The sequence below is a fragment of the Vogesella urethralis genome (assembly GCF_007644045.2).
Classification (GTDB): Bacteria; Pseudomonadota; Gammaproteobacteria; order Burkholderiales; family Chromobacteriaceae; genus Vogesella; species Vogesella urethralis.
This window is the reverse complement of record NZ_VMDW02000135.1, coordinates 125,952-147,223: the sequence shown is the minus strand read 5'-3', so window position 1 is coordinate 147,223 and position 21,272 is coordinate 125,952. Positions and strand designations below refer to the sequence as shown.

General features: G+C 63.6%; 17 protein-coding genes, 2 tRNA genes and 1 pseudogene. 7 read left to right on the top strand and 13 right to left on the bottom strand.

The genetic code is table 11. The annotated features are described in order from the left end of the window. From FLQ03_RS19315 to FLQ03_RS17415, 4 genes and pseudogenes are all read right to left on the bottom strand, one after another. A pseudogene (locus FLQ03_RS19315) lies at nucleotides 1-733 on the bottom strand (hypothetical protein); the annotation flags it as partial. After that, a complete protein-coding gene (locus FLQ03_RS17425) occupies nucleotides 726-2,003 on the bottom strand; it encodes a tyrosine-type recombinase/integrase (protein WP_144372117.1) in 1,278 nt (425 codons plus the stop codon). The pseudogene FLQ03_RS19315 and the gene FLQ03_RS17425, both read right to left, overlap by 8 nt. Nucleotides 2,004-2,132: 129 nt before the next feature. Then, the gene (locus FLQ03_RS17420) at nucleotides 2,133-2,588 is read right to left on the bottom strand and encodes a single-stranded DNA-binding protein (protein ID WP_144372116.1); all 456 of its coding nucleotides are present in this window, start codon (nucleotides 2,586-2,588) and stop codon (nucleotides 2,133-2,135) included. An 85-nt stretch (nucleotides 2,589-2,673) separates the two neighbouring features. Then, nucleotides 2,674-4,041, bottom strand: coding sequence for an MFS transporter (locus FLQ03_RS17415; RefSeq protein ID WP_144372115.1), 1,368 nt, complete (start codon nucleotides 4,039-4,041; stop codon nucleotides 2,674-2,676). A 241-nt stretch (nucleotides 4,042-4,282) separates the two neighbouring features. Between FLQ03_RS17415 and uvrA the strand changes: the two genes are divergently transcribed. The 3 genes from uvrA to FLQ03_RS17400 all read left to right on the top strand — a co-directional run bounded on the left by uvrA (nucleotide 4,283) and on the right by FLQ03_RS17400 (nucleotide 8,376). Then, nucleotides 4,283-7,108: an excinuclease ABC subunit UvrA gene (gene uvrA, locus FLQ03_RS17410; RefSeq protein ID WP_144372114.1), complete on the top strand. Its 2,826-nt coding sequence runs from the start codon at nucleotides 4,283-4,285 to the stop codon at nucleotides 7,106-7,108. A gap of 67 nt (nucleotides 7,109-7,175) precedes the next feature. Then, nucleotides 7,176-7,619 (top strand): VOC family protein, encoded by a 444-nt coding sequence (locus tag FLQ03_RS17405; protein WP_144372113.1) that lies wholly within the window; start codon nucleotides 7,176-7,178, stop codon nucleotides 7,617-7,619. Nucleotides 7,620-7,758: 139 nt separating this feature from the next. Beyond that, nucleotides 7,759-8,376, top strand: coding sequence for a LysE family translocator (locus FLQ03_RS17400; protein ID WP_017508769.1), 618 nt, complete (start codon nucleotides 7,759-7,761; stop codon nucleotides 8,374-8,376). Between the two features lie 353 nt (nucleotides 8,377-8,729). On the opposite strand, the gene FLQ03_RS17395 is transcribed toward FLQ03_RS17400, so the two are convergent. The 4 genes from FLQ03_RS17395 to FLQ03_RS17380 form a co-directional block, all read right to left on the bottom strand. Beyond that, nucleotides 8,730-9,062, bottom strand: a complete 333-nt coding sequence (locus tag FLQ03_RS17395) for a rhodanese-like domain-containing protein (protein WP_144372112.1) — start codon at nucleotides 9,060-9,062, stop codon at nucleotides 8,730-8,732. 80 nt (nucleotides 9,063-9,142) lie between these two features. Further along, a complete protein-coding gene (locus tag FLQ03_RS17390; protein ID WP_144372111.1) occupies nucleotides 9,143-9,370 on the bottom strand; it encodes a YgaP family membrane protein in 228 nt (75 codons plus the stop codon). Further along, nucleotides 9,367-12,561 (bottom strand): efflux RND transporter permease subunit, encoded by a 3,195-nt coding sequence (locus tag FLQ03_RS17385; protein ID WP_144372110.1) that lies wholly within the window; start codon nucleotides 12,559-12,561, stop codon nucleotides 9,367-9,369. The genes FLQ03_RS17390 and FLQ03_RS17385 overlap by 4 nt, the downstream gene beginning before the upstream one ends. Next, the gene (locus FLQ03_RS17380; protein WP_170252462.1) at nucleotides 12,561-13,586 is read right to left on the bottom strand and encodes an efflux RND transporter periplasmic adaptor subunit; all 1,026 of its coding nucleotides are present in this window, start codon (nucleotides 13,584-13,586) and stop codon (nucleotides 12,561-12,563) included. The genes FLQ03_RS17385 and FLQ03_RS17380 overlap by 1 nt, the downstream gene beginning before the upstream one ends. Nucleotides 13,587-13,707: 121 nt before the next feature. Here FLQ03_RS17380 and FLQ03_RS17375 point away from each other — a divergent pair, with 121 nt between their 5' ends. Then, nucleotides 13,708-14,097 (top strand): rhodanese-like domain-containing protein, encoded by a 390-nt coding sequence (locus tag FLQ03_RS17375; RefSeq protein WP_144372108.1) that lies wholly within the window; start codon nucleotides 13,708-13,710, stop codon nucleotides 14,095-14,097. A 64-nt stretch (nucleotides 14,098-14,161) separates the two neighbouring features. Here FLQ03_RS17375 and FLQ03_RS17370 read toward each other — a convergent pair whose 3' ends face one another. Continuing rightward, entirely contained in the window at nucleotides 14,162-14,998 is an 837-nt protein-coding gene (locus FLQ03_RS17370; RefSeq protein ID WP_144372107.1) for a hypothetical protein, read from the bottom strand. A gap of 164 nt (nucleotides 14,999-15,162) precedes the next feature. Beyond that, a complete protein-coding gene (locus FLQ03_RS17365) occupies nucleotides 15,163-16,155 on the bottom strand; it encodes a recombination-associated protein RdgC (protein WP_144372106.1) in 993 nt (330 codons plus the stop codon). A gap of 93 nt (nucleotides 16,156-16,248) precedes the next feature. Here FLQ03_RS17365 and FLQ03_RS17360 point away from each other — a divergent pair. Then, nucleotides 16,249-16,325, top strand: a tRNA-Pro gene (locus FLQ03_RS17360). Nucleotides 16,326-16,350: 25 nt separating this feature from the next. Then, a tRNA-Pro gene (locus FLQ03_RS17355) sits at nucleotides 16,351-16,427 on the top strand. A 30-nt stretch (nucleotides 16,428-16,457) separates the two neighbouring features. Here FLQ03_RS17355 and FLQ03_RS17350 read toward each other — a convergent pair. The 3 genes from FLQ03_RS17350 to FLQ03_RS17340 form a co-directional block, all read right to left on the bottom strand. Further along, nucleotides 16,458-17,228 (bottom strand): substrate-binding periplasmic protein, encoded by a 771-nt coding sequence (locus FLQ03_RS17350; RefSeq protein ID WP_170252461.1) that lies wholly within the window; start codon nucleotides 17,226-17,228, stop codon nucleotides 16,458-16,460. A 208-nt stretch (nucleotides 17,229-17,436) separates the two neighbouring features. Then, entirely contained in the window at nucleotides 17,437-18,822 is a 1,386-nt protein-coding gene (gltX, locus tag FLQ03_RS17345; protein WP_144372104.1) for a glutamate--tRNA ligase, read from the bottom strand. A gap of 117 nt (nucleotides 18,823-18,939) precedes the next feature. Beyond that, nucleotides 18,940-19,572: a LysE family translocator gene (locus tag FLQ03_RS17340; protein ID WP_144372103.1), complete on the bottom strand. Its 633-nt coding sequence runs from the start codon at nucleotides 19,570-19,572 to the stop codon at nucleotides 18,940-18,942. Nucleotides 19,573-19,729: 157 nt separating this feature from the next. Between FLQ03_RS17340 and FLQ03_RS17335 the strand changes: the two genes are divergently transcribed. After that, nucleotides 19,730-21,157 (top strand): aminotransferase-like domain-containing protein, encoded by a 1,428-nt coding sequence (locus FLQ03_RS17335; protein WP_144372102.1) that lies wholly within the window; start codon nucleotides 19,730-19,732, stop codon nucleotides 21,155-21,157. Nucleotides 21,158-21,272 lie beyond the last annotated feature (115 nt).

Genomic DNA, 21,272 nt, shown 5'->3' with positions numbered 1-21,272 from the left:
CTTGCTCATGACACCTCCTTGTAGGGCCTAGTGTGAGGCTCACGAGGTATCTAGGAAAGTGAGGGCGATTCAGTACCTTTAATGCTGCGTATTGTGCAGGGCGCTGCCCGAGCAGCATGAAGAGATAGGAAAGCAAGTATCCTTCGCGGTCTACGTTGCCATTCGCATAGGCGCTGTCAAGCAAGGACTGGATGGATTGCAACTCCATGTCTGTGAATGGTCCGTAGATCGGGTCATGGGTCAGTACGGCCTCACCCTTCCGGTTACCCTGGGTACGAAGTTGTCTCAGTAGCGATAATGCATCAGAAGTCACACCTTGGTAGCCAAGGCGATACCATTTTTGTAGTAACCCAGAAAGACTTCCAAAATACCAAGATGTGGTGTCGGTTAGCGTGGCTCTGTAATTGATGAGGTCAGTACTGGTGATCTCCGCAAGAGGGCTATTTACGCTAAGACATAAAGTTTTCAGGCAATGCCTCAGGCGCATGAACATGTTAATCAAGTGATCAGCAGACATATTCGATGCATACCAAATGAATACAAATTTTGCTGATGTAATAAAAGCATGCGTGGCCGGCCACGTGGCAAAGTCAAGGTCTACGATTGTTGTGGCTTCACGATATGACCATCTATCCGCCCGGGGGCAGAATTCGACACCAGATCGGGTACGTGCTAGTGCGGGCAACTGTGGAGCGTGGCCCCACTGGATAGGGATTACCACCTGCTTATTCATCGCTCTGTCCTCTGTTGACGAGTTGTTCTTGTAGCGCAAGAGAAACTTCTTTGGCTTTATTGCGAACATAGCGCCGGGTATAAACAGCAGCAGTATCAGAAGTAGGAGACCAACCCATTAAGTAACTACGTGCCTGACACTCGTTTTCGGGCGTCACCCCAGCTTCCTCCATCTTTTTCGAAAACGCGTCGTTCCAGGTGTGGCGCAACACATGCCCGGAGAGTCCTTCCAACAACGATGGGCATTTTTCGCGCAGTACCTTAAACAGCTTTCCCACGGTTGCTAGGGTCATCGGCTGGCCTGTGCGGCTGGCGACGAACAGGAAGGAATGTTTCTTTGCCCGAGGTAACAAGCTGCGATGGTTCAGGATATAGGCTTGTGTCTCCGCCAGCAGGGTCTCGCTGATAGGGAGCACCCGCGCACGGGTTTTGGTTTGCGGCTGATAACGTCGAGGGTCATCGGGGTCATCTGCACGCCGGTGGATCATGACTTCCTTGTGGTAGACCGCGATGTCGCTAGTTCGCACTCCAAGAACTTCACCGATTCGCAGCCCGAGATACAAGAGCCAGCGTATAAGAAGGGCATTGCGATAGCGCGTGTGTAGATCCTGCCAGGGATTGTCTGGAGAGTGCGGATCGATAATGCGCAATATCTCTGACACCACTTCGTCTGATACCCCTTCGCGTTGGCCAAGCGTGTTACGTCCTGACTTATGTGGAATGCGTGCATCGATCGCATCGGCTACGAGCCTGGACTGATCGCTTAACCGAGCCGCCAATGAAGGAGCCGAGCTATGCCGGCTCTGGCGCTGGGCTGCCAGCCACAGTAGATACATCCGGATGTAGCGCAGTCGGCTAGCTGCAACATCCGGATCAACCTCGGCAGGTGAGAACTTCTGTGTTCTTGTCCGAACCTTTTCCAGTGACACCACCTTTGAGGCGGTGTTTTCGCTCGCAGACGGCAGTGCTGCTAACTGTGCGAGTGGTGATCGACAGAGGCGGGTAAGGTCTTCCACTTCGCTGAGCGACAGCAGATCGCCGCGATCAAGACGGGCATTAATGTCGATGTCGCGTGCATCCAGAAATAGATGGAAGGCCATCACGCTGCGCAGGATGATACCAATAGTATTGGAGGCCAGATTCCTTCCCCGAGCCTCTGTGAGCACAAAGATCGTGGGATCGAACATCGGCTGCCCGTTCCGATCAAGAAGCACTGGAAGGCGTTCACCTGAGGAGAAGGTGACGGTTTTGATGTGGTAGCCGGCAGCCATTGTTTACCAATCGTTCAGGTATACGATAGTAAACTTTATAGGCCGCACCACAAAAAACGTAAACAACAAAAAACCCCAGTAAAGACATTGTCTTCTGGGGTTTTGTTTACCTAGGCGGCTTGGTACATCCTAGAACGGAATGTCGTCGTCCATGTCGTCCATGCGCGGGGCCGGTTTCGGCTCCTGGCGGCGCGGGGCAGCCGGCGGCGCGGACGGGGCGTCGTAGCGCTGCGACGGGGCGGCACCGTAGCCGTCATCGGCCGGGGCCATGTCGTCGCGGCGGCCGCCTTGCAGCGTCAGTTCGCTAACGCGTACGTCCGGCGACAGGCGCTTGATGCCTTCCTTGTCTTGCCATTCGCGCAGCGTGAGCTGGCCGTAAACGGTAACCTGCTGGCCTTTGGCCAGGTAGTTTTTCAGCGATTCGCCGCGCTTGCCCCATACCTGGCAGCTGAACCAGTTGGTGGTTTTGCGTTCGCCAAAGCCGATGTCGCTGGCTACACGGAAGCTCAGCACCGGTTCGCCGCTGGGGGTGTAACGCAGCTCGGCGTCTGCCGCCAGGCGGCCGTCAAAAGTAATGCTGTTCATGCAATCCTCCGGTCAATCTTGTCAAGGTGGGGCCGGCACCGGGCCGGCCCGCAGATGTTTGGTGCTTTGCCTGTTGCCGGGCGGGTCAGGCCGGGTAGGTGGCGGCGATCAGCGCGCGGGCGCTGGCTTCGTCCCAGCCTTGCTGCGATACCTTCAGGTAGGCTACGCGCTCGTCCAGCATCACCACCACTTCGCTGACGCCCGCTACGGCCAGCAGCTGGCGCGACAGCGCGTCGCCATCGCCTTGCCAGTCGTCGCCGATGTGGAACATCTGGGTTTTTACCGCCTTGGGCGGCTGCATGGTGAACGATAGCCACAGCCAGCTGGTCATCAGCACGCTGGTAAAGGCAAACACGCTGCCGGCACCGTAGCGGCTGTACAGCCAGCCGCCAAAGGCAGCGCCCAGGAACAGGCCAAACGATTGGGCCGTATTATACACGCCGATGGCGGTGCCCTTGGCGTCCGCCGGTGCGATTTTCGAGATCAGCGACGGCAGTGTCGCTTCCAGAATATTGAAGGCAATAAAGTACAGCGCCAGCCAGGTAACGATCAGCCAGAAGCTGGACAGCGCCAGCGCCATGCCCAGCTGGGCGGCGGTCATCAGCGCCACGGCCGCCACGAACACCTGCTTGAGCTTGGCTTTTTTCTCGCCGTAGATGATGGCCGGCACCATCAGGAAGAAACCGGCCACCACCACCGGCAGGTACACCATCCAGTGCTCGGATTTGTCCAGGCCGCCGGTGCTGGTCAGCGCAAACGGCATGGTGACGAACATGGCCATCTGCGCGGCGTGCAGCGCAAAAATGCCGTAGTTCAGGCGCAGCAGCTGCGGGTGGCGCAGTACGGCGGGCAGGCGGGCGGTATTGGTGCCGGTGTCGGAATGAAAGCGCGATACCACCGGGTCGGGGATGATTTTCCACACGCCCAGCAGTGCCAGCAGCGACAGCACGCCGGTGAGGGTGAAGATGCCGTCCACGCCGATGTGCTTGGCCAGCAACGGGCCCAGCACCAGGCTCACGGCAAAGGTGGTGCCGATGCTCATGCCGATCATTGCCATGGCGCGGGTGCGGATCTCTTCGCGGGTAAGGTCGGCCAGCAGCGCGGTGATGGCGGCCGAGATGGCGCCGGCGCCCTGTACCACGCGGCCCACGGTCAGCCAATAGATGTCGTCTGCCTGGGCGGCGATGAAGCTGCCGGCGGCAAACAGCAGCAGGCCGGCGTAGATCACTTTCTTGCGGCCAACCTTGTCGGACAGCATGCCCAGCGGCAGCTGCAGCAGCGCCTGCACCAGGCCGTAGCTGCCCAGCGCAATGCCGATCAGGGCGTGGTTGTCGGCGCCGTGCAGCGTGGTGGCGTACAGGGCGAACACGGGCAGGATGAGGAACATGCCCAGCATGCGCAGGGCGTAAACACCGGCCAGCCCCAGGCTGGCGCGCAGTTCAAGTGCAGTCATAGTGTGTCGGTAGGTGGTGATGTACAGCGCGTGGCCACGTGATCATGGCGCGAAACCGGCAGTGTAGCGGGCTTTGCCCGCGCTGCTTGTGACAGCGTGTTGCCGTGTGCTGTGCGGCTGGCTGCCGGCTGGGGGCTGGCCGCGGTACAGCATGTTTTGCCACCGTCAGCCAAAGGCGGCTGGAGCCGGCTGCGATAAGTCCGGTATAGTAGCAGGTTCCCCGATTCACGGTGAGACAGGCATGGACTCCATCCGCATCCGCGGCGCACGTACGCACAACCTCAAAAACGTAAACCTGGATCTGCCCCGCCACCAGCTGGTGGTGATTACCGGCTTGTCCGGCTCCGGCAAGAGCTCGCTGGCGTTTGACACGCTGTATGCCGAGGGCCAGCGCCGCTATGTGGAAAGCCTGTCGGCCTACGCCCGCCAGTTTTTGCAGCTGATGGAAAAGCCCGACGTCGACCTGATCGAGGGCCTGAGCCCGGCCATCTCCATCGAGCAGAAGGCCACCAGCCATAACCCGCGTTCCACCGTGGGCACCGTCACCGAAATCCACGATTACCTGCGCCTGCTGTACGCCCGCGTCGGCGACCCGCACTGCCCGGAACACGACGTGCCGCTGGCCAGCCAGACGGTGAGCCAGATGGTAGACCACGTGCTGGCGCTGCCGGCGGAAACCCGGGTGATGATCCTGGCGCCGGTCATTGTTGGCCGCAAGGGCGAGAACCTGGACCTGTTTGAAGAGCTGCGCGCGCAGGGCTTTGTGCGGGTACGGGTGGACGGCGAGGTGTACGAGCTGGATGCGGTACCCAAGCTGGACAAGAACAAGAAGCACACCATCGAGGTGGTGATCGACCGCCTGAAGGTGCGCGAGGACATGAAGCAGCGGCTGGCGGAAAGCTTTGAAACCGCGCTGCGCCACGCCGAAGGCCGCGCCATTGCGGTAGAGATGGATAGCGGCCAGGAGCACTGGTTCTCGGCCAAGTTTGCCTGCCCGGTGTGCAGCTACAGCCTGCCGGAGCTGGAACCGCGCCTGTTCTCGTTCAACAACCCGATGGGCGCCTGCCCCAAGTGCGACGGCCTGGGCGAGATTACCTTCTTCGACCCCAAGCGCGTGGTGGCGCACCCGGAGCTGACACTGGCTGCCGGCGCCATCAAGGGCTGGGACAAGCGCAACCAGTTTTACTTCCAGATGCTGCAGGCGCTGGCCGTGCATTACGGCTTTTCGCTGGAGCTGGCGTTCGAAGACCTGCCGCAGCGCGTGCAGCACGTCATCCTGCATGGTTCCGGGCGCGAGGAAATCGAATTTACCTACGTGTCGGAGCGCGGTACCAAGTTCCAGCGTGCGCACGCCTTTGAAGGCATCATCCCCAACCTGGAGCGCCGCTACCGCGAAACCGACTCCGGAACCGTGCGCGAAGAGCTGGCCAAATACCAGAACAACCAGTGCTGCCCGTCGTGCAAAGGCTCGCGCCTGCGCCAGGAAGCGCGCCACGTGTTTGTTGGCCGCAAGACACTGCACGACATCAACCAGATGGCGCTGAAAGACGCCGCCGCCTTCTTTGCCGGCCTGCAGTTTGCCGGCCAGAAACAGGCGGTGGCCGAAAAGATCGTCAAGGAAATCAGCGACCGCGTCTCGTTCCTGAACAATGTGGGCCTGGACTACCTGTGCCTGGCGCGCTCGGCCGACACCCTGTCCGGCGGCGAGGCGCAGCGCATCCGCCTGGCCAGCCAGATCGGCAGCGGCCTCACCGGCGTGATGTACGTGCTGGACGAGCCGTCCATCGGCCTGCACCAGCGCGACAACGACCGCCTGCTGGCTACGCTGATGCGCCTGCGCGACCTGGGTAACAGCGTGATCGTGGTGGAGCACGACGAAGACGCCATCCGCGCCGCCGACTACCTGGTGGACATGGGCCCCGGCGCCGGCGAGCACGGCGGCGAAGTGCTGGTGGCCGGCACGCCCGGCGAAGTGGCCGCTTGCGAACGCTCGGTCACCGGCGACTTCCTGTCTGGCCGCCGCCGCATTCCGGTGCCGGCCAGCCGCCGCGACGTGGACGCCGAGCGCATGCTGCACATCGAAGGCGCCAGTGGCAACAACCTGAAAGACGTCACGCTGGACCTGCCGCTGGGCATGCTGGTATGCGTTACCGGCGTGTCCGGCTCCGGCAAATCCACGCTGATCAACGACACGCTGTACAAGATCGCCGCACGCGACCTGAACGGCGCCAGCGACGAGCCGTCGCCGTACCGCCGCATTCGCGGCCTGGAGCACCTGGACAAGGTGATCAACGTGGACCAGAGCCCGATCGGCCGTACGCCGCGTTCCAACCCGGCCACCTACACCGGCCTGTTTACGCCGATACGCGAGCTGTTTGCCGGCGTGCCGCTGTCGCGCGAACGCGGCTACGGCCCGGGGCGCTTCAGCTTCAACGTCAAGGGTGGCCGCTGCGAGGCGTGCCAGGGCGATGGCGTGATCAAGGTGGAAATGCACTTCCTGCCCGACGTGTACGTGCCGTGTGACGTCTGCCATGGCAAGCGCTACAACCGCGAGACGCTGGAGGTGCAGTACAAGGGCAAGAGCATTACCGAAGTGCTGGAAATGACGGTAGAGCAGGCTCTAGAGTTCTTCAGCGCCGTGCCCAGCGTGGCGCGCAAGCTCAAAACACTGATGGACGTCGGCTTGGGCTATATTCGTCTGGGCCAGAGCGCCACCACGCTGTCCGGCGGCGAAGCGCAGCGCGTCAAGCTGGCGCTGGAGCTGTCCAAGCGCGATACCGGCAAGACGCTGTACATCCTGGACGAGCCCACCACCGGCCTGCACTTCCACGACATCGACCTGCTGCTGCAAGTGCTGCACCGCCTGCGCGAGCACGGCAATACCGTGGTGGTGATCGAGCACAATCTGGACGTGATCAAGACCGCCGACTGGCTGATCGACCTCGGGCCCGAAGGCGGCGCTGGCGGTGGCCAGATCATCGCTACCGGCACGCCTGAGCAAGTGGCGGCCAACCCGGTCAGCCATACCGGCCATTATCTGGCCCCGCTGCTGCAAGGCGGCGCCTAAGCGGCCGGCAAATGCGGTTAGAATCAGTCAACGGGCTGCATGCTGGCAGCCTGCACAAGGGGAAAGCATGTTAACGCTAGGCAAGATCGACCATATCCACATCCGCGTCAGCGACGGCGCCAAGGCCGTAGAGTGGTACGACCGCGTACTGGGGCTGTCGCCGGACCCGCGTTACAAACAGGGCCAGCAAGGCCCGCACAGCGCCATGATGCTGGCCAACCCCAGCGGCACCGTGCGCCTGGCAGTCACCGAAGAACCGGGCGCCGGCTGCCTGGCCGGTGCGGTGGCGTTTGTGGTGAGCGGGCAGGACTTTCTGGAGTGGATCGACCAGCTGGCCGGCGAGCGGGTGCTGAACCGCGACGGCCAGACCATCGCCCGCGACAGCGTGCACGACCATGGTTTTTTCTGCGCGATTTCGTTTGTGGACCCGTTCGGCAACCCGTTCGAGATCGTCAGCTACGACCACACCTGGCTGTCCGGCAAGCTCAAGCTGAAACGCCAGCCGGCCTGACGGCTGGCCCGGGCAAGCGTTGCCCGTTGTTGCAATCACCCGCCGCCTGCCGGCGGGTTTTTCTTGCGCGCGACAGTGGCATAACGATAAGTTAACGCTATGCCCTTGCGGCCAACCTTGTTCTTTACCGGAGCCCGCCATGTCGCTTGCCACCTTGCTGCTGTTCCTGCCCGCCTGTTTTGCCCTCAACCTCGCCCCCGGCCCCAATAACCTGCTGTCGATCAGCAACGCCACCCGTTACGGCTTCCGTACCGCGTGCGTGGCGGGCGTCGGCCGTTTGCTGGCGTTTGCGGTGATGATTGCGCTGGCGGCCACCGGGCTGGCGGTGGTACTGCAAGGCTCGGTGTTGCTGTTTACCGCCATCAAGCTGGCTGGCGCCGGCTACCTGTTCTGGCTAGCGTGGCAGCTGTGGCGCGCCGGCAGCCTTAGCGGCCCAGCCGATACCCGCCCGCAGCAAGGCCTGCGTGAGCTGATGCGGCAAGAGCTGTGGGTAGCCGCCGGCAACCCGAAAGCCATCCTGATCTTTACTGCCTTTTTGCCGCAGTTTGTCGATACCGCCCAGCCGGTGGCGCCGCAGTTCCTGCAACTGGGCGTGGCTTTCCTGCTGCTGGAATGGGTGGCCATCGGCGTGTACGCCGCGCTGGGCGTGCAGTTGAAGCGCTGGTTCGCCACGCCGCGCGGCCAACGTGTGTTTAACCGCAGCTGCAGCGTACTGCTGGGTGGTGCCGGCTTGGGGCTGCTGCTGGCAAGGCGCTAGCTTGGTGAGGTGGGCAAATGCCGCAGGCCGCGCCCACCGTTGCGTCCATGAGGAAGAGGCGTGAGGTGAGGGTGGTGGGCACGCTGCGCTTTGCCCCCCCTACGCTTTGCCCCCCCTGTCGTGGCGGCGGGTTGTCGTACCCGTCAGCTTGGTAGGGTGGGCAAAGGCCACAGGCCGTGCCCACCGTTGTGTGCACAGGGAATGGGGTGCGTGTGGTGGGCGCGTTGCACATTGCCCAACCCGCATGGCGGCGGTTTGCCCCGGATGCGGCTGTGCCTTATCGGGTCGGTTCCCGGATGCGGCTGCGCCTTATCCGGGGTGCCAGCCGGGCTACCTTTTCCCGCGTTACCCGCTCAGGCGGCCTGGCGCTGCCGATTCAGCAACGCCGCCAGCCGCGCCTGGTTGCCGGCGTTTTGCACATTGGCAAAGCCGGCGCTTTGCAGCTGCTTGCAGGCCATGGCCGAGCGCATGCCGCTGGCGCAGTACAGCAGTAGCGCCGGTGGTTTTTGCTGTTTCAGCCAGTCGATGCGGCTGGCCAGCTGGCCCAGTGGAATGTTGATGGCGCCGGCGGCGTGGCCGCTGGCAAATTCCCCTTGTTCGCGTACATCGATGATCAATGCCCCTTGCGGGATGGCTGCTACCGGTTTTGCCGGGGCACCGAACAGTTTTTTCAACCAGTGGATCATGGCCCGTCCTTGTGTGTTCGTTGGATATTGTTATCGGACAGTGGGGTATCACTGCCGCTAATGTTATCGACAGCAATAAATCATTTCTGAAGGCCGCACGCAGCCTGTTCCGGAACCCCCAGTTTTTTCAGCAGCAGCGCCAGCGGGCAGAAGTTGCTTAGCGCGTACTGCAGCAGGTTGGCGCCGACAAAGGCGGTTAGCCACAGCCAGTTGGGGCTGACAAACAGCGGGCTGGCGCTGGCGCCCAGTGCGAGCGACAGCAAAATCATGCAGCCGGCAAAAAAGCGGATGGCGCGTTCGATGGTCATGGTGTGGTGCTTTCCTGAGTTTGGCCGCGGTGGGCCATGTAATAGAGCAGCGGGATGACCACCAGCGTCAGCAGGGTGGACACGAAAATGCCGAAGATCAGCGAGATGGCCAGCCCGTTGAAAATGGGGTCGTCCAGGATGAACAGCGCGCCGATCATGGCGGCCAGGCCGGTCAGCGCGATGGGCTGCGCGCGGGTGGCGGCCGAGCGCACCACCGCGTCGGCCAGCGCGCTACCGGCGGCTACTTCCAGCCGGATGAAGTCCACCAGCAGGATGGAATTGCGCACGATGATGCCGGCCAGCGCGATCATGCCGATCATGCTGGTGGCGGTGAACGGCGCGCCCAGCAGCGCGTGGCCGGGCATGACGCCCACCAGCGTTAGCGGAATCGGCGCCATGATGATCAGCGGCATCAGGTAGGAGCCAAAGTGCGCCACCACCAGCAGGTAGATCAGCACCAGGCCCACGGCGTAGGCGGCGCCCATGTCGCGGAAGGTTTCATAGGTGATCTGCCATTCGCCGTCCCACTTGATGGCGTATTCGCGTTGCGGGTCGGCCGGCTGCCGGATGAAGTACTCGCCCAGCGGCTGCAGGTTGGCGGTCTGGATGGTCGCCAGTTGGCCGCGCAGGGCAAACATGCCGTATAGCGGGCTGTCTTCGCCGCCGGCCATGTCGCCGGTCACGTAGTCCACCGCCATGCCGTCCTTGCGCAGGCGCGGGCGCTCGGTGTCGGCCGGCACCGCTTTTACCAGCTCCGACAGCGGCATCACGCTGCCGTCGCCGGCGCGGACCGGCAGCGCCAGCAGCGCGTGGGTATCGCCCTGCAACGCTTGCGGCAGGCGCAGCTGTACCGGCACCGCGTACTTGCTGAGGTCGCGCAGCCAGGTGGCGTTGTCGCCGGCTAGCCCGGCGGCCAAGGTGCTGACAATGGCCGCTTGCGGCACGCCGCGCTGCATGGCTTTTTCGCGGTCGATCAGCAGCAGGGTGCGCGGGCCTTGCGGCTGCACGGTGCTGTCTACGTCCACGATGTGCGGGCTGCGCTTGAACACGGCCTCCAGTTGCTGCGCCACGCCGGCACGGCCGGCGGCGGACGGGCCGTAGACCTCAGCCACGATGGGCGCCATCACCGGCGGGCCGGGCGGTACCTCTACCAGTTTGATGCGGGCGCCGTAGTGGCGGGCGATCTGTTCCAGCGCCGGGCGGTAGCGCAGCGCCAAGCGGTGGCTGGACTCGTGGCGCTGGTGTTTGTCTTGCAGGTTGATCAGGATGTCGCCGCTTTCAAAGCCGCTGCGCAGATAGTACTGGCGCACCAGGCCGTTGAAGTTGATCGGCGCGGCGGTGCCGGCGTAGGCCTGGTAGTTCACCACCTCGGGCTGCTGGCCCAGCCAGTTGCCCAGGCTTTGCATCACCGCCGCGGTGTCTTCCAGCGGGGCGCCGGCCGGCATGTCTACCACCAGCTGCAGCTCGGATTTGTTATCGAATGGCAGCATTTTCAGTACCACCAGCTTGGCTACCGGCAGCGCCAGCGACAGCGCCACCATGCCGGCCACGCCCAGCAGCAGCAGGCTGCGTGCGCGGGCACCGTGCCGGGCGTGCAGGAACGGGGCAAACAGCCGCGCGGCCAACGGTTGCAGGCGGGCAGACAAACCGTCGTGGTGCTGGTGTTGCCGTGGCAGCCAGCGCTGCGCCAGCCACGGCGTTAGCACAAAGGCAATGGCCAGCGAGATCAGCATGCCCATCGAGGCATTGATCGGGATTGGGCTCATGTACGGGCCCATCAGGCCGGACACGAAGGCCATCGGCAGCAGGGCGGCAATCACGGTGAGCGTGGCCAGGATGGTGGGGCCGCCAACCTCGTCCACCGCGCGCGGAATCAGCGCCGTCAGCGGCGCTGACGGGTCCAGCTGGCGATGACGGTGGATGTTTTCCACCACCACGATGGCGTCGTCCACCAGGATGCCGATGGAGAAGATCAGCGCAAACAGCGACACCCGGTTCAGCGTGAAGCCCCAGGCCCAGGAAGCAAACAGCGTGGCGGTCAGGGTGAGGATGACGGCGACGCCGACGATGGCGGCCTCGCGCCGGCCCAGCGCCAGCAGCACCAGCGCAACCACCGAGGCGGTGGCGAAGCCCAGTTTCTGGATCAGCTTCTGCGCCTTGTCGTTGGCGGTAGCGCCGTAGTTGCGGGTGAGCGTGACCTCGACATTATCCGGCAGCAGCGTGCCGTGCAGCTGCGCCACGCGCTGCGCCAGCGCGTCGGCGATGTCCACCGCGTTGCGGCCCGCCTGCTTGGTGACGCTGAGGGTAATGGCCGGGGTGCTGCCCTTGGCGTCGCCGTACCATACGTAACGGCTGGGCTGCTGCGCGCCGGCGCTGACCTCGGCCACGTCGCGCAGGTACAGCGGGCGCCCGTTGCGTACCGCCACGATCAGGCTGGCCACTTGCTCGGCGTTTTGCAGGAACGGCCCGGCCTCCACGGTGATGGCCTGGCGGTTGACGGTTTGCCCCAGCGGCAGCGCCTGGTTGGCCGCCGTCAGTGCCTGGCGCAGGTCGTCCACGGTCAGGCCGGTGGCTTGCAGCTTCTGCGGTAGCAGGCTCACGTTGATGGCGTGGCCGGGGCCGCCGAGGGTAGCCACTTCGCGGGTACCGGGCACGCGTTTGAGCTCGCCTTCCAGCGCGTGGGCGATGCGTTCCAGGTCCAGGCTGCCCAAAGTCCGGTCGCGTGCGTGCAGGGTAAAGGTGACGATGGGTACGTCATCGATGCCCTTCGGTTTGATCAGCGGCTGGCCCACGCCCAGGCCCTGCGGCAGCCAGTCGGCGTGGCTGTGTACCGTGTCGTATAGCCGCACCAGCGCGTCGATGCGCGGTACACCCACCTTGAACTGTACGGTCAGGATAGCCATGCCCGGCCGGCTGACGGCGTACAGGTGATCCACGCCGTCGATCTGGCCCAGTACCTGTTCTGCCGGTTGCGCCACCAGGCTTTCCACGCTTTCCGCACTGGCGCCGGGGAAGGGGATCAGCACATTGGCCATGGTGACGTTGATCTGCGGCTCTTCTTCGCGCGGCGTGACCAGCACGGCGAATAGCCCCAGCAGCAGCGCCAACAGGGCAATCAGCGGGGTAATGCGGGCGTGCTGGAAAAACGCGGCCAGGCGGCCGGCGATGCCCAGCTTGTGCGGGGTATCCATCAGCGTGCTCCTGGTGTGCGGGTCAGTGCGGCAGCCTGTTCGGCGTTGGCGGCGATGCGTTCACCGGCACGCAGGCCGGCCAGCACCGGGAAGCTACCGTTTTCGGCGCTGCCCAGCCGCACATAGCGCAGGCTGGGCCGGCCGTTACCCTCCACGATATAGACAGCGTCAAACTCGCGCTGGCGGCTGACGGCGGCTGCCGGCACCCGTAGCTGGCTGTCGCTGCCGTGCAGGGTGAAGCCCGCTTGCACCATTTCGCCTACCGGCACCGGGCTGCCGGCTTGCAGGTTGACGCGCACGGTGCGGGTCTGGCTGCTGGCGTCGGTTGCCGGAAACCATTCGATGCGGCCAACCTTCAGCGCCTGGCCGCGCCAGTTGAGCGTGGGCGCGGCCTGCTGGTTCACCTTGTTGTACACGCTGGCCGGCAGCTGCACTTCCACGCGCAGCGCGCTGCCATCGTACAGCTCGACGATGGCTTGACCCGGCATGGCCAGCGCGCCCAGGTCGCCATTGACGCGGGCGATGGTGCCGGCAAACGGCGCGCTCAGCTGGTATAGGCCGGCCTGGGCACCGGCGGCACGGGCGGCGGCGATCTGCGCGCGTGCCTGCGCTTCGGCGGTTTTCAGCTGCGCCTGGGCGCTGTCCAGTGCCGATGCGCTGATGAAATTTTGTGCGGCCAGCTTTTGGGTGCGGGCGAACTCGCGCCGCGCCTGCTCCAGCTGCGCCTGCGCGGCCGCAATCTGCGCCTGGCTGGCGCTGGCCGACTGTTGGGCGGCCTCGCCGTCTACCCGTGCCAGCAAGGCACCGGCCTTCACGTTGTCGCCGGCACGGACCGGTAGCTGGGTAAGGCGGCCGGCCACCGGTACCGACAACTGTGCGCTGCGTTGCGCCTGCACTACGCCCTGGCTTTGGTAGCTGGCACTGTGCGACTGGCTGCCCAGCACCAGTGTGGCGAGCGGGGCGGCCAGGCCGGGGCCGCTGAGTGCGGCAAGGCAGGCGAGCAGGCTGAAGCGGGAAGTGTTCACGGCAGGCTCCGGGGTAATGTTTTACTAAACATAATATAAAAATTGATAATGTACAACATCAGGATTATCATGGCCTTGCGATCGCCGGTGGGCAGGTCGCAGTCTGCAGACAGGAGAAATCATGCTGAAATGCAATGCACACGAATTGGTGGCGGCTGCCAAAGCGCTGATTACGGAATGCACGCCGCAGGCGGCGCAGGCAATGCTGGCTGGTGGCGAGGTATTGCTGCTGGACGTGCGCGAGCCGGACGAGTACCGCGCTGGCCATCTGGCCGCTGCCGTCAATATCCCTCGCGGTTTGCTGGAGTTCCGCCTGTCTGGCGATGCGGCGCTGGCCGATACGGAACGGCCGGTGTTGGTGTACTGCAAGACCAGTGGCCGTGCCGCGCTGGCGGCGCTGGTGATGCAGCAGATGGGTTTTGGCAAGGTCACGTCGCTGGCGGGCGGCTTCGATGCCTGGGTGGCCGCCGGGCTGCCGGTGCGGCAGCCGCCGGCGCTGGGGTTTGACTGAGCCGGAAGGAGGCGCAAAAAAAGGTTGGCCGCGGCCAACCTTTTTGCGTGCGATGGGGCAGGGCTCAGTACAGGCCGAAAATACCCATCAGCGTGAAGACCAGCACAAAGCAGGTGACGCCGGTGAGGATCAGGTTGGTCTGCTTTTCCTTGCTCAGCGAGTCTTCCAGCGAACGTTCCTGGCTCTTGATGGCGTGCAGCTGGCGTTGCAGCTCGGCTTTTTCATTGTCCAGCCGCGCAATATTGTCCAGCAGGGCGGCAATCGGCACTTCGGTGATCTTGTCCGTTTCCCAGTTGCTGATCAGGCGCGAGATCTTGTCCTTGAAATAACGGCCGGAGCGTTGCTCGCTGTCCAGAAACTCGATATCAAAACCCTGCGCCGCCAGCCGTGCATTGCGTTTGACGCGGGCTTCATCCCCTTCTGCTTCCGGGTTGGGCAGCGTGGTGGGCAGTACGCTGTATTCCGAATACTGGCTTTTCAGCCACAGGATGGCCTGGGCGTAGGCGTAGCTGGTAAGGCCCATGCCGGTGAGTTCGGCGCTGAGGTTAAAGCCGGATTTGGGGCCGAACTGCACGCACTGGCGTGGGTGGTCTACCGATACCTGCAGGCAGTTGCGGGTGTTCAGCCACTCGCTGACTTCGCCCTGGTACGGCTTCCATTGCCCGCCCTGTACCTGGGCAAAGGCGGCAAACTGGATGCGGAAAAAGTCGGACTGTTGCGTCTTGCCGAAGCTGCGGCGCACGAACACGTACACCGGGTTGCCGCCGTCGCTGAGTGCCAGCAATTGCTCGCCGTGCGTGGTGGACAGGCCGGCCAGGAACACCTCGTTTTCCATCGGCGGCAGCGGTGGTGGCTCCGGTGCCGGCGCCGGGGTGGTGGCTTTGCTGGTTTTGGCGTTCATGATCGGGCGGCATTTCAAGAGTAAGTAGATTGAAGCCTACACGATTTTACAGCGTTTGGTTATAGCTATAGACAGAAGCGCTATCGGCATGTCATGGCTGGTGTGGCAAAGCCACAGCCCCCGACCAGACGGGGGCTGTGCAGGGCGTTGGTCGTGGCTAACGCTCAGTCCCAGGGCGTATCGATGGTGCTGCTGTCGCCGGTGGCCGCAGTGCTGGCGCTGGCAGCAAAGGCAAGCGGTGCCGGGCTGCTGCCTGCGCCTGCGTCCAGGCCGCCGAGCGCGGCGACCAGGTCGTTGACCAGATCACCCAGCTCCTCGGCCATCAGCAGGAAGGTGGCGTCAAACAGGCTGGCCAGATCGTCACCGGCCTGGCTGGCTTCCTCTTGCAGTACGTCCAGGAACTGCAGGCGCTTCAGTTGCAGCTGGTCGGTCAGCACGAAGCGGATGCGCTCGCGCCAGATCAGGCCCAGGCGGGTAACCTGCTTGCCGGTGGCAATATGCTGGCGGATTTCTTCGGCGGTGAGGTCGATGCGGGTGCAGCGCACCACGGCGCCGTTCTCGCTGCTGTCTTTCAGCTCGCACTCGGCGTCCAGCTCGAAGCCGTGGCTGGCTTCGCCGGCAGCCAGCCAGTCGGTCATTACCGCATGCGGCGACAGCGCGGTACGTGGCAGCGCGGCCGGGAACGGGGGCAGGGCTTCGCGCAGCGTGGACACCAGGTTTTCTGCCTTGCTGGCGGTGCCGCTATCGACCATCAGCCAGCCGCGGCTGCTATCGATATAGGCAGTGGTACGGCCGGAGCGGGTAAAGGCGCGCGGCAGCAGGTCGTCGGTGATCTGCTCTTTGAGCTGCAGCTTTTCCTTGCGGCCAACCTTGCGCAGCTCGGCGGCTTCGATCTCGGCGACCTTGCCGTCGAGGTGATCGCGGATCACGCCGGCCGGCAGCACTTTGTCCTCGCGCCGCAGGGTAACCATGCGGTAGCCGCGCGATTCGTGCAGCGGGCTGTCCAGGTGGCCGGCGGGGGCAACCCAGCCTTCGCTGAACCAGTCGAGGCCACTGCAGCGTTGAAACGGACGACGGGCCAGGGCATCACCCAGTTTGGCGCTGTCGATGGCGAAGTTTTCGTCTAGGCGGAAAAAAGAGAGTTGCTTAAACCACATATTTGATAGATAATCTTTGTCCTTGCTGAATCGAGCTGATTGTAGCGCAAAAACGCGGTGGTCAGTCAGATTTCAGGATGAATGAATCGGCAGCGGAGTGTAGCTTAGCCTGGTAGAGCGCTACGTTCGGGACGTAGAGGCCGGAGGTTCGAATCCTCTCACTCCGACCATTTCATTCACAAGCAATATTTTGATCGGGGTGTAGCTTAGCCTGGTAGAGCGCTACGTTCGGGACGTAGAGGCCGGAGGTTCGAATCCTCTCACCCCGACCATCATTCTGGCCTGCCGCGTGCAGGCTTTTGTCATTTTGGCGCCGCCCCCACTGCGGCGTATTCCTCCAGCGCGTATTGCGCCACCAGTTGCCGGTAGTGCCCTTTGCGGTGCAGTTTCTGCAGGCCGCGGGTAAAGGTTTGCTGCCAGTGTTGGTGCATTGCTCCCTGATAAAACCCCACCGATAATGCCTCGCGCCCCAGTGCCCGTCCATTCCAGCTCAGCGGCGGGCTGGCGGGTACGCGTCGCATGCGGATCAGCGCTTCGCCGACTGCTTTTTCGGTAATGGCGATGTCGATGCGGCCCTGCTGCAGCTTGCGCAGATTGGTCTCGTCGTCGCGGGCAGCGTCAAAGCCGGTACCCAGGCGGCGTATGGTGGCCGGGTAGTGGTAGCCGCTGACCACGCCTGCTTGCTGGCCGCGTAAGTCCTGCCCTGTAAATGGTTTGCTGGCTTGGCGCTGATAAAACCCCAGAATGCTGTAGAACACCGGCGGGCCCATGCTGACGCGCAGGTTGTTACTGTCGGTTTTCCAGATGCCGATCACGCCGTCAAAGCGGCCATCGGCCGATAGCGAGCTGAGCCGTTGCCACGGCAGCACGGTAATGTTGACGCTGACATCTTCTTCGGCAAAGGCGGCGCGGACGATGGCCACCAAGGCGCCGCCGTCGCGGTCAGCGCTATCGCAATAAGGCGGGTAGTCGTAGGTAGCCAGCGTGATGGCCGGGTTGACGGTTGCCATGGCAAGGCTGCTGCCGGAGGCCAGCAGCAAGCCTAGGCAGAGGCAGCAGACGTGAAGGGACATGGCAATACTCCTGCGTGGGCATGCCGGCGAGTCGTGCATGCGGGCCCTGGGGCAAGGCGTATTCCGAGTGTGGTTGCTGCAGCTTGTATGGATAAAACGCTAATGAAACTGGTGATGGCATCGATAAAATGCAGTGTTGGTAAATCGCCACGCAATAAAATGCCCGGCCAGTTGGCCGGGCAGTTGCGGTGTTGCCGTCGATGCAGGCTTAGGCGCGCAGGCGGCGCAGCACTTCTTCCTTGCCGATCAAGGCCAGTACCGCGTCAACCGACGGGGTCTGAGTGGTGCCGCACACCAGTACACGCAGCGGCATGCCCAGTTGGCCCATCTTGATGCCTTCGTCAGCGCAGAACGGCTTGAACAGGCTGTGGATGCTCTCGGCGTTCCAGCTGTCCAGCGCGGCCAGGCGGTCGGCAAAGCGTTGCATGCGGGCGTGGCTGTCGGCGCCCAGGTGCTTTTCCACGTCTTCGGCTTGCGGGCTGCGCTTGGCGTAGAAGTAGTCCACCTCGCGGGCCAGTGCGTTCAGGTCTTGTACGCGCTCTTTCACTAGGCCAATCACGTCGGCCAGGGCCGGGCCGTGGCGGGTGTCGACGTTGGCCGCAGCCAGGCGCTCGGCGATCAGCTCGCCCAAGCGGGCGTTGTCGGCGGCCTTGATGTGCTGGGCGTTCAGCCACAGGAATTTTTCGTTGTTGAAGCGGCTGGCGGACGGGCTCACCGCTTCCAGCGTGAACCACTCGACGAATTGTTCCATGCTGAAGAACTCTTCGTCACCGTGGCCCCAGCCCAGGCGCGCCAGGTAGTTCAGCAGCGCTTCCGGCAGAATGCCCTTGGCGGCGTAGTCCACCACGCTGACGGCGTCGCGGCGCTTGGACATCTTCTGGCCGTCTTCGTTAAGGATCATCGGCAGGTGGCCGTACACCGGCAGCGGGGCGCCCAGGGCCAGCAGGATGTTGATCTGGCGCGGGGTGTTGTTGACGTGATCGTCACCGCGAATGACGTGGGTGATGTTCATGTCCCAGTCGTCCACCACCACGCAGAAGTTGTAGGTGGGGCTGCCGTCCGGGCGCGCGATGATCAGGTCGTCCAGCTCTTCGTTGCTGATCTCGATGCGGCCTTTTACCGCGTCTTCCCACACGACTGAGCCGGTCAGCGGGGTCTTGAAACGCACCACCGGTTGTACGCCTGCCGGCGGCTGCGGCAGCGTTTTGCCGTCTTCCGGGCGCCAGCGGCGGTCGTAGCGCGGTTTTTCGCCGCGGGCTTCCTGTTCGGCACGCAGCGCGTCCAGCTCTTCCTTGCTGCAGTAGCACAGGTAGGCGTGGCCGCTGGCCAGCAGTTGCTGGATCACTTCCTTGTACCGGTCAAAGCGCTGGGTCTGGTAGAACGGGCCTTCGTCGTAGTCCAGGCCCACCCAGTGCATGCCGTCCATGATGGCTTTTACCGATTCCGGGGTAGAGCGTTCCAGGTCGGTGTCTTCGATGCGCAGCACGAAGGTGCCGCCTTGCTTGCGGGCAAACGCCCAGGAGAACAGTGCCGTGCGCACGCCGCCGATGTGCAGGAAACCGGTGGGGCTGGGGGCAAAACGGGTGCGGATCATGGTCTACGCCTGCTGTGAATCGTAAAACCGGTATTGTACGTTGCCAGCGAAAGGGCGGGCAAACCGGGCAGGCGATAAAACGGCCGCCAGGCAGGGCGGCCGCCGTGGCGGGAGCGGTCAGATCGGGAAGTTGGCCGCGCTCAGGCGGCCGGCGGGCAGGCTGTCCAGCAGCAGCCACAGCGCGGTGCCGGCCAGTGTCAGCGCCATGGCACCATTGAAGCAGGCCAGTCGGCGCGGGGTGTTCAGCAGCTTTTGCAGCGCTACGCCGGCGCCGGCCCACACGCTGATGCACGGCATCATGGTGATGAATACCAGCAGGAAGAACAGCGCGGCTGCTTGGCCGGCCGGCATGTCTTGCGGCAGGAATACCATGCCCATGTTCAGGCTCATCATCCAGGTTTTCGGGTTCAGCCACTGGAACCAGATGCCGCCCATGAAGCTCATCGGTTGCTGCTGTTCTGCCTGCTCGCCCAGCGCGCCGGCCTGTTTCATTTGCCAGGCCAGGTACAGCAGGTAGGCGCAGCCGGCTAGCGTCAGCAGCGGTTTGAGCGCGCCCAGCAGCGGGGCCAGCTGGCTCATGAACAGGATGATGATGGCAGACTGCAGCGCGATACCGGTGGAAATGCCCAGCAGCGACGGGACGGTGCGCCCGAAACCGTGATTCAGGCCGCTGGCGGCCAGGATCAGGTTATTGGGGCCGGGGGTCAGCGCCATCACGGACAGGTAAATCAGCAGGGCAGCGGTATTCATCGGGTGCAGCAACAAAGTATGAAAGAGTGGGCTGCATGATAAGGCGCGGCGGATTACAATAACAGATTCAGAATTTTCAATTTGAAACCATCACAGTTTGGCTTGCGGCCAACTGTACTGGTAACAGCCCGGCCAAACTGTGCCGGTGGAGCAGGCGATGGCGCAAGACACCCTTTACATGCAATTGGTGAACGAATGGACGGCGCTGATCCAGCGCGGCGTGCTGCGCCCGGGCGAGAAAATGCCGTCGGTGCGCAAGGCATGCGCGCAATACCAGGTCAGCCCGGCTACCATCCTGGCCGCTTACCGCCTGATGGAAGAGCGGGGGCTGGTAGAGGCGCGCCCGCAGTCCGGCTTCTATGTGCGCACCCAGACGCGGCTGCCGCTACCGCATATGCGCCGCCAGAGCGGCACCGTGGCCACCGGCGACGAGGTGCTGGACAACATCGAGCTGGTGTTGGCCGCGCAGCAGCAGCCGGGCTACCTGGACCTGTCGATGGCGTCGCCGCGCGGCGGCGATTTTTACCCCACCACGCGCCTTAAGCACATTCTGCACAAGCTCAGCCGCGAACAGCCGACGCTGGCTACCGACTACAGCTACCCGCCCGGCGCGCAGTCGCTGCGTGAACAGGTGGCGCGGCGGGCGCTGGCCTGGGGTGTGGCGCTGGCGGCCGACGACATCGTTACCACCAATGGCTGCACCGAGGCACTGCAACTGGCGCTGCGCACCGTCTGCAAGCACGGCGACACCATCGGTCTGGAATCGCCGACCTACTTTCTGCTGCTGCCCTTGCTGAAAAGCCTGGGCCTGAACGTGATCGAGATCCCCACCCATCCCACCACCGGCCTGTCGCTGGACGCGCTGGAGCTGCTGCTGGAAGAAAAACGGCTGCAGGCCATCGTGGCGATGCCTACCGTGCACAACCCGCTGGGCGCTACCATGCCGCCGGAAAACAAAAAAAGGTTGGCCGCACTGGTGAATGCGCACCGCGTGCCGCTGATCGAAGACTGCCCGCACGCCGACCTGTTTTACGGCCAGCTGACGCCGGACGCGGTGAAAGCGCACGATAGCGACGGCTACGTACTGCTGTGCGGCAGCTTCAACAAGACGCTGGCGCCCGGCTTTCGGGTGGGCTGGATTGCGCCTGGCCGTTACCGTCGCGAACTGACGCGGTTGAAGTTTGCGTCGTCGCTATCGCAACCGCGGCTGCTGGAAGAAACGCTGGCCGTGTACCTGCAGGACGGTGCCTACGACCAGCACCTGCGCTTCTTGCGCCGCCATTACCAGGCACAGATGGCGCGCTTGCAAGATGTGGTGGCGCAAGTGTTTCCGGCCGGCACCCGCGCCACGTCGCCTACCGGTGGCTGCCTGCTGTGGGTGGAGTTGCCGGGCGAGGCCGACGCGCTGCAGCTGTCGCGGGCGGCGTATGCGGAAAAAATGCTGGTGGTACCGGGCGCCTTGTACTCGCCGCGCGGCCGCTACCGCAACTGCATCCGGTTGTCGTGCTGTTACCCGTGGAGCGACGCCTACCAGCGTGGCCTGCACCGGCTGGCCGAGCTGTGTGACCAAACCGTCGCCCGTTAGCGTCTGTTGGCCCGGGCTGCCCGCCCTGCGCGGCAGGCGGACTTTCATCAAGCCCCGCCGCCGGCATGGTCGTGGATGACGCTGACGGGAGCTAGGCTGCCACTTTAAAATGGCT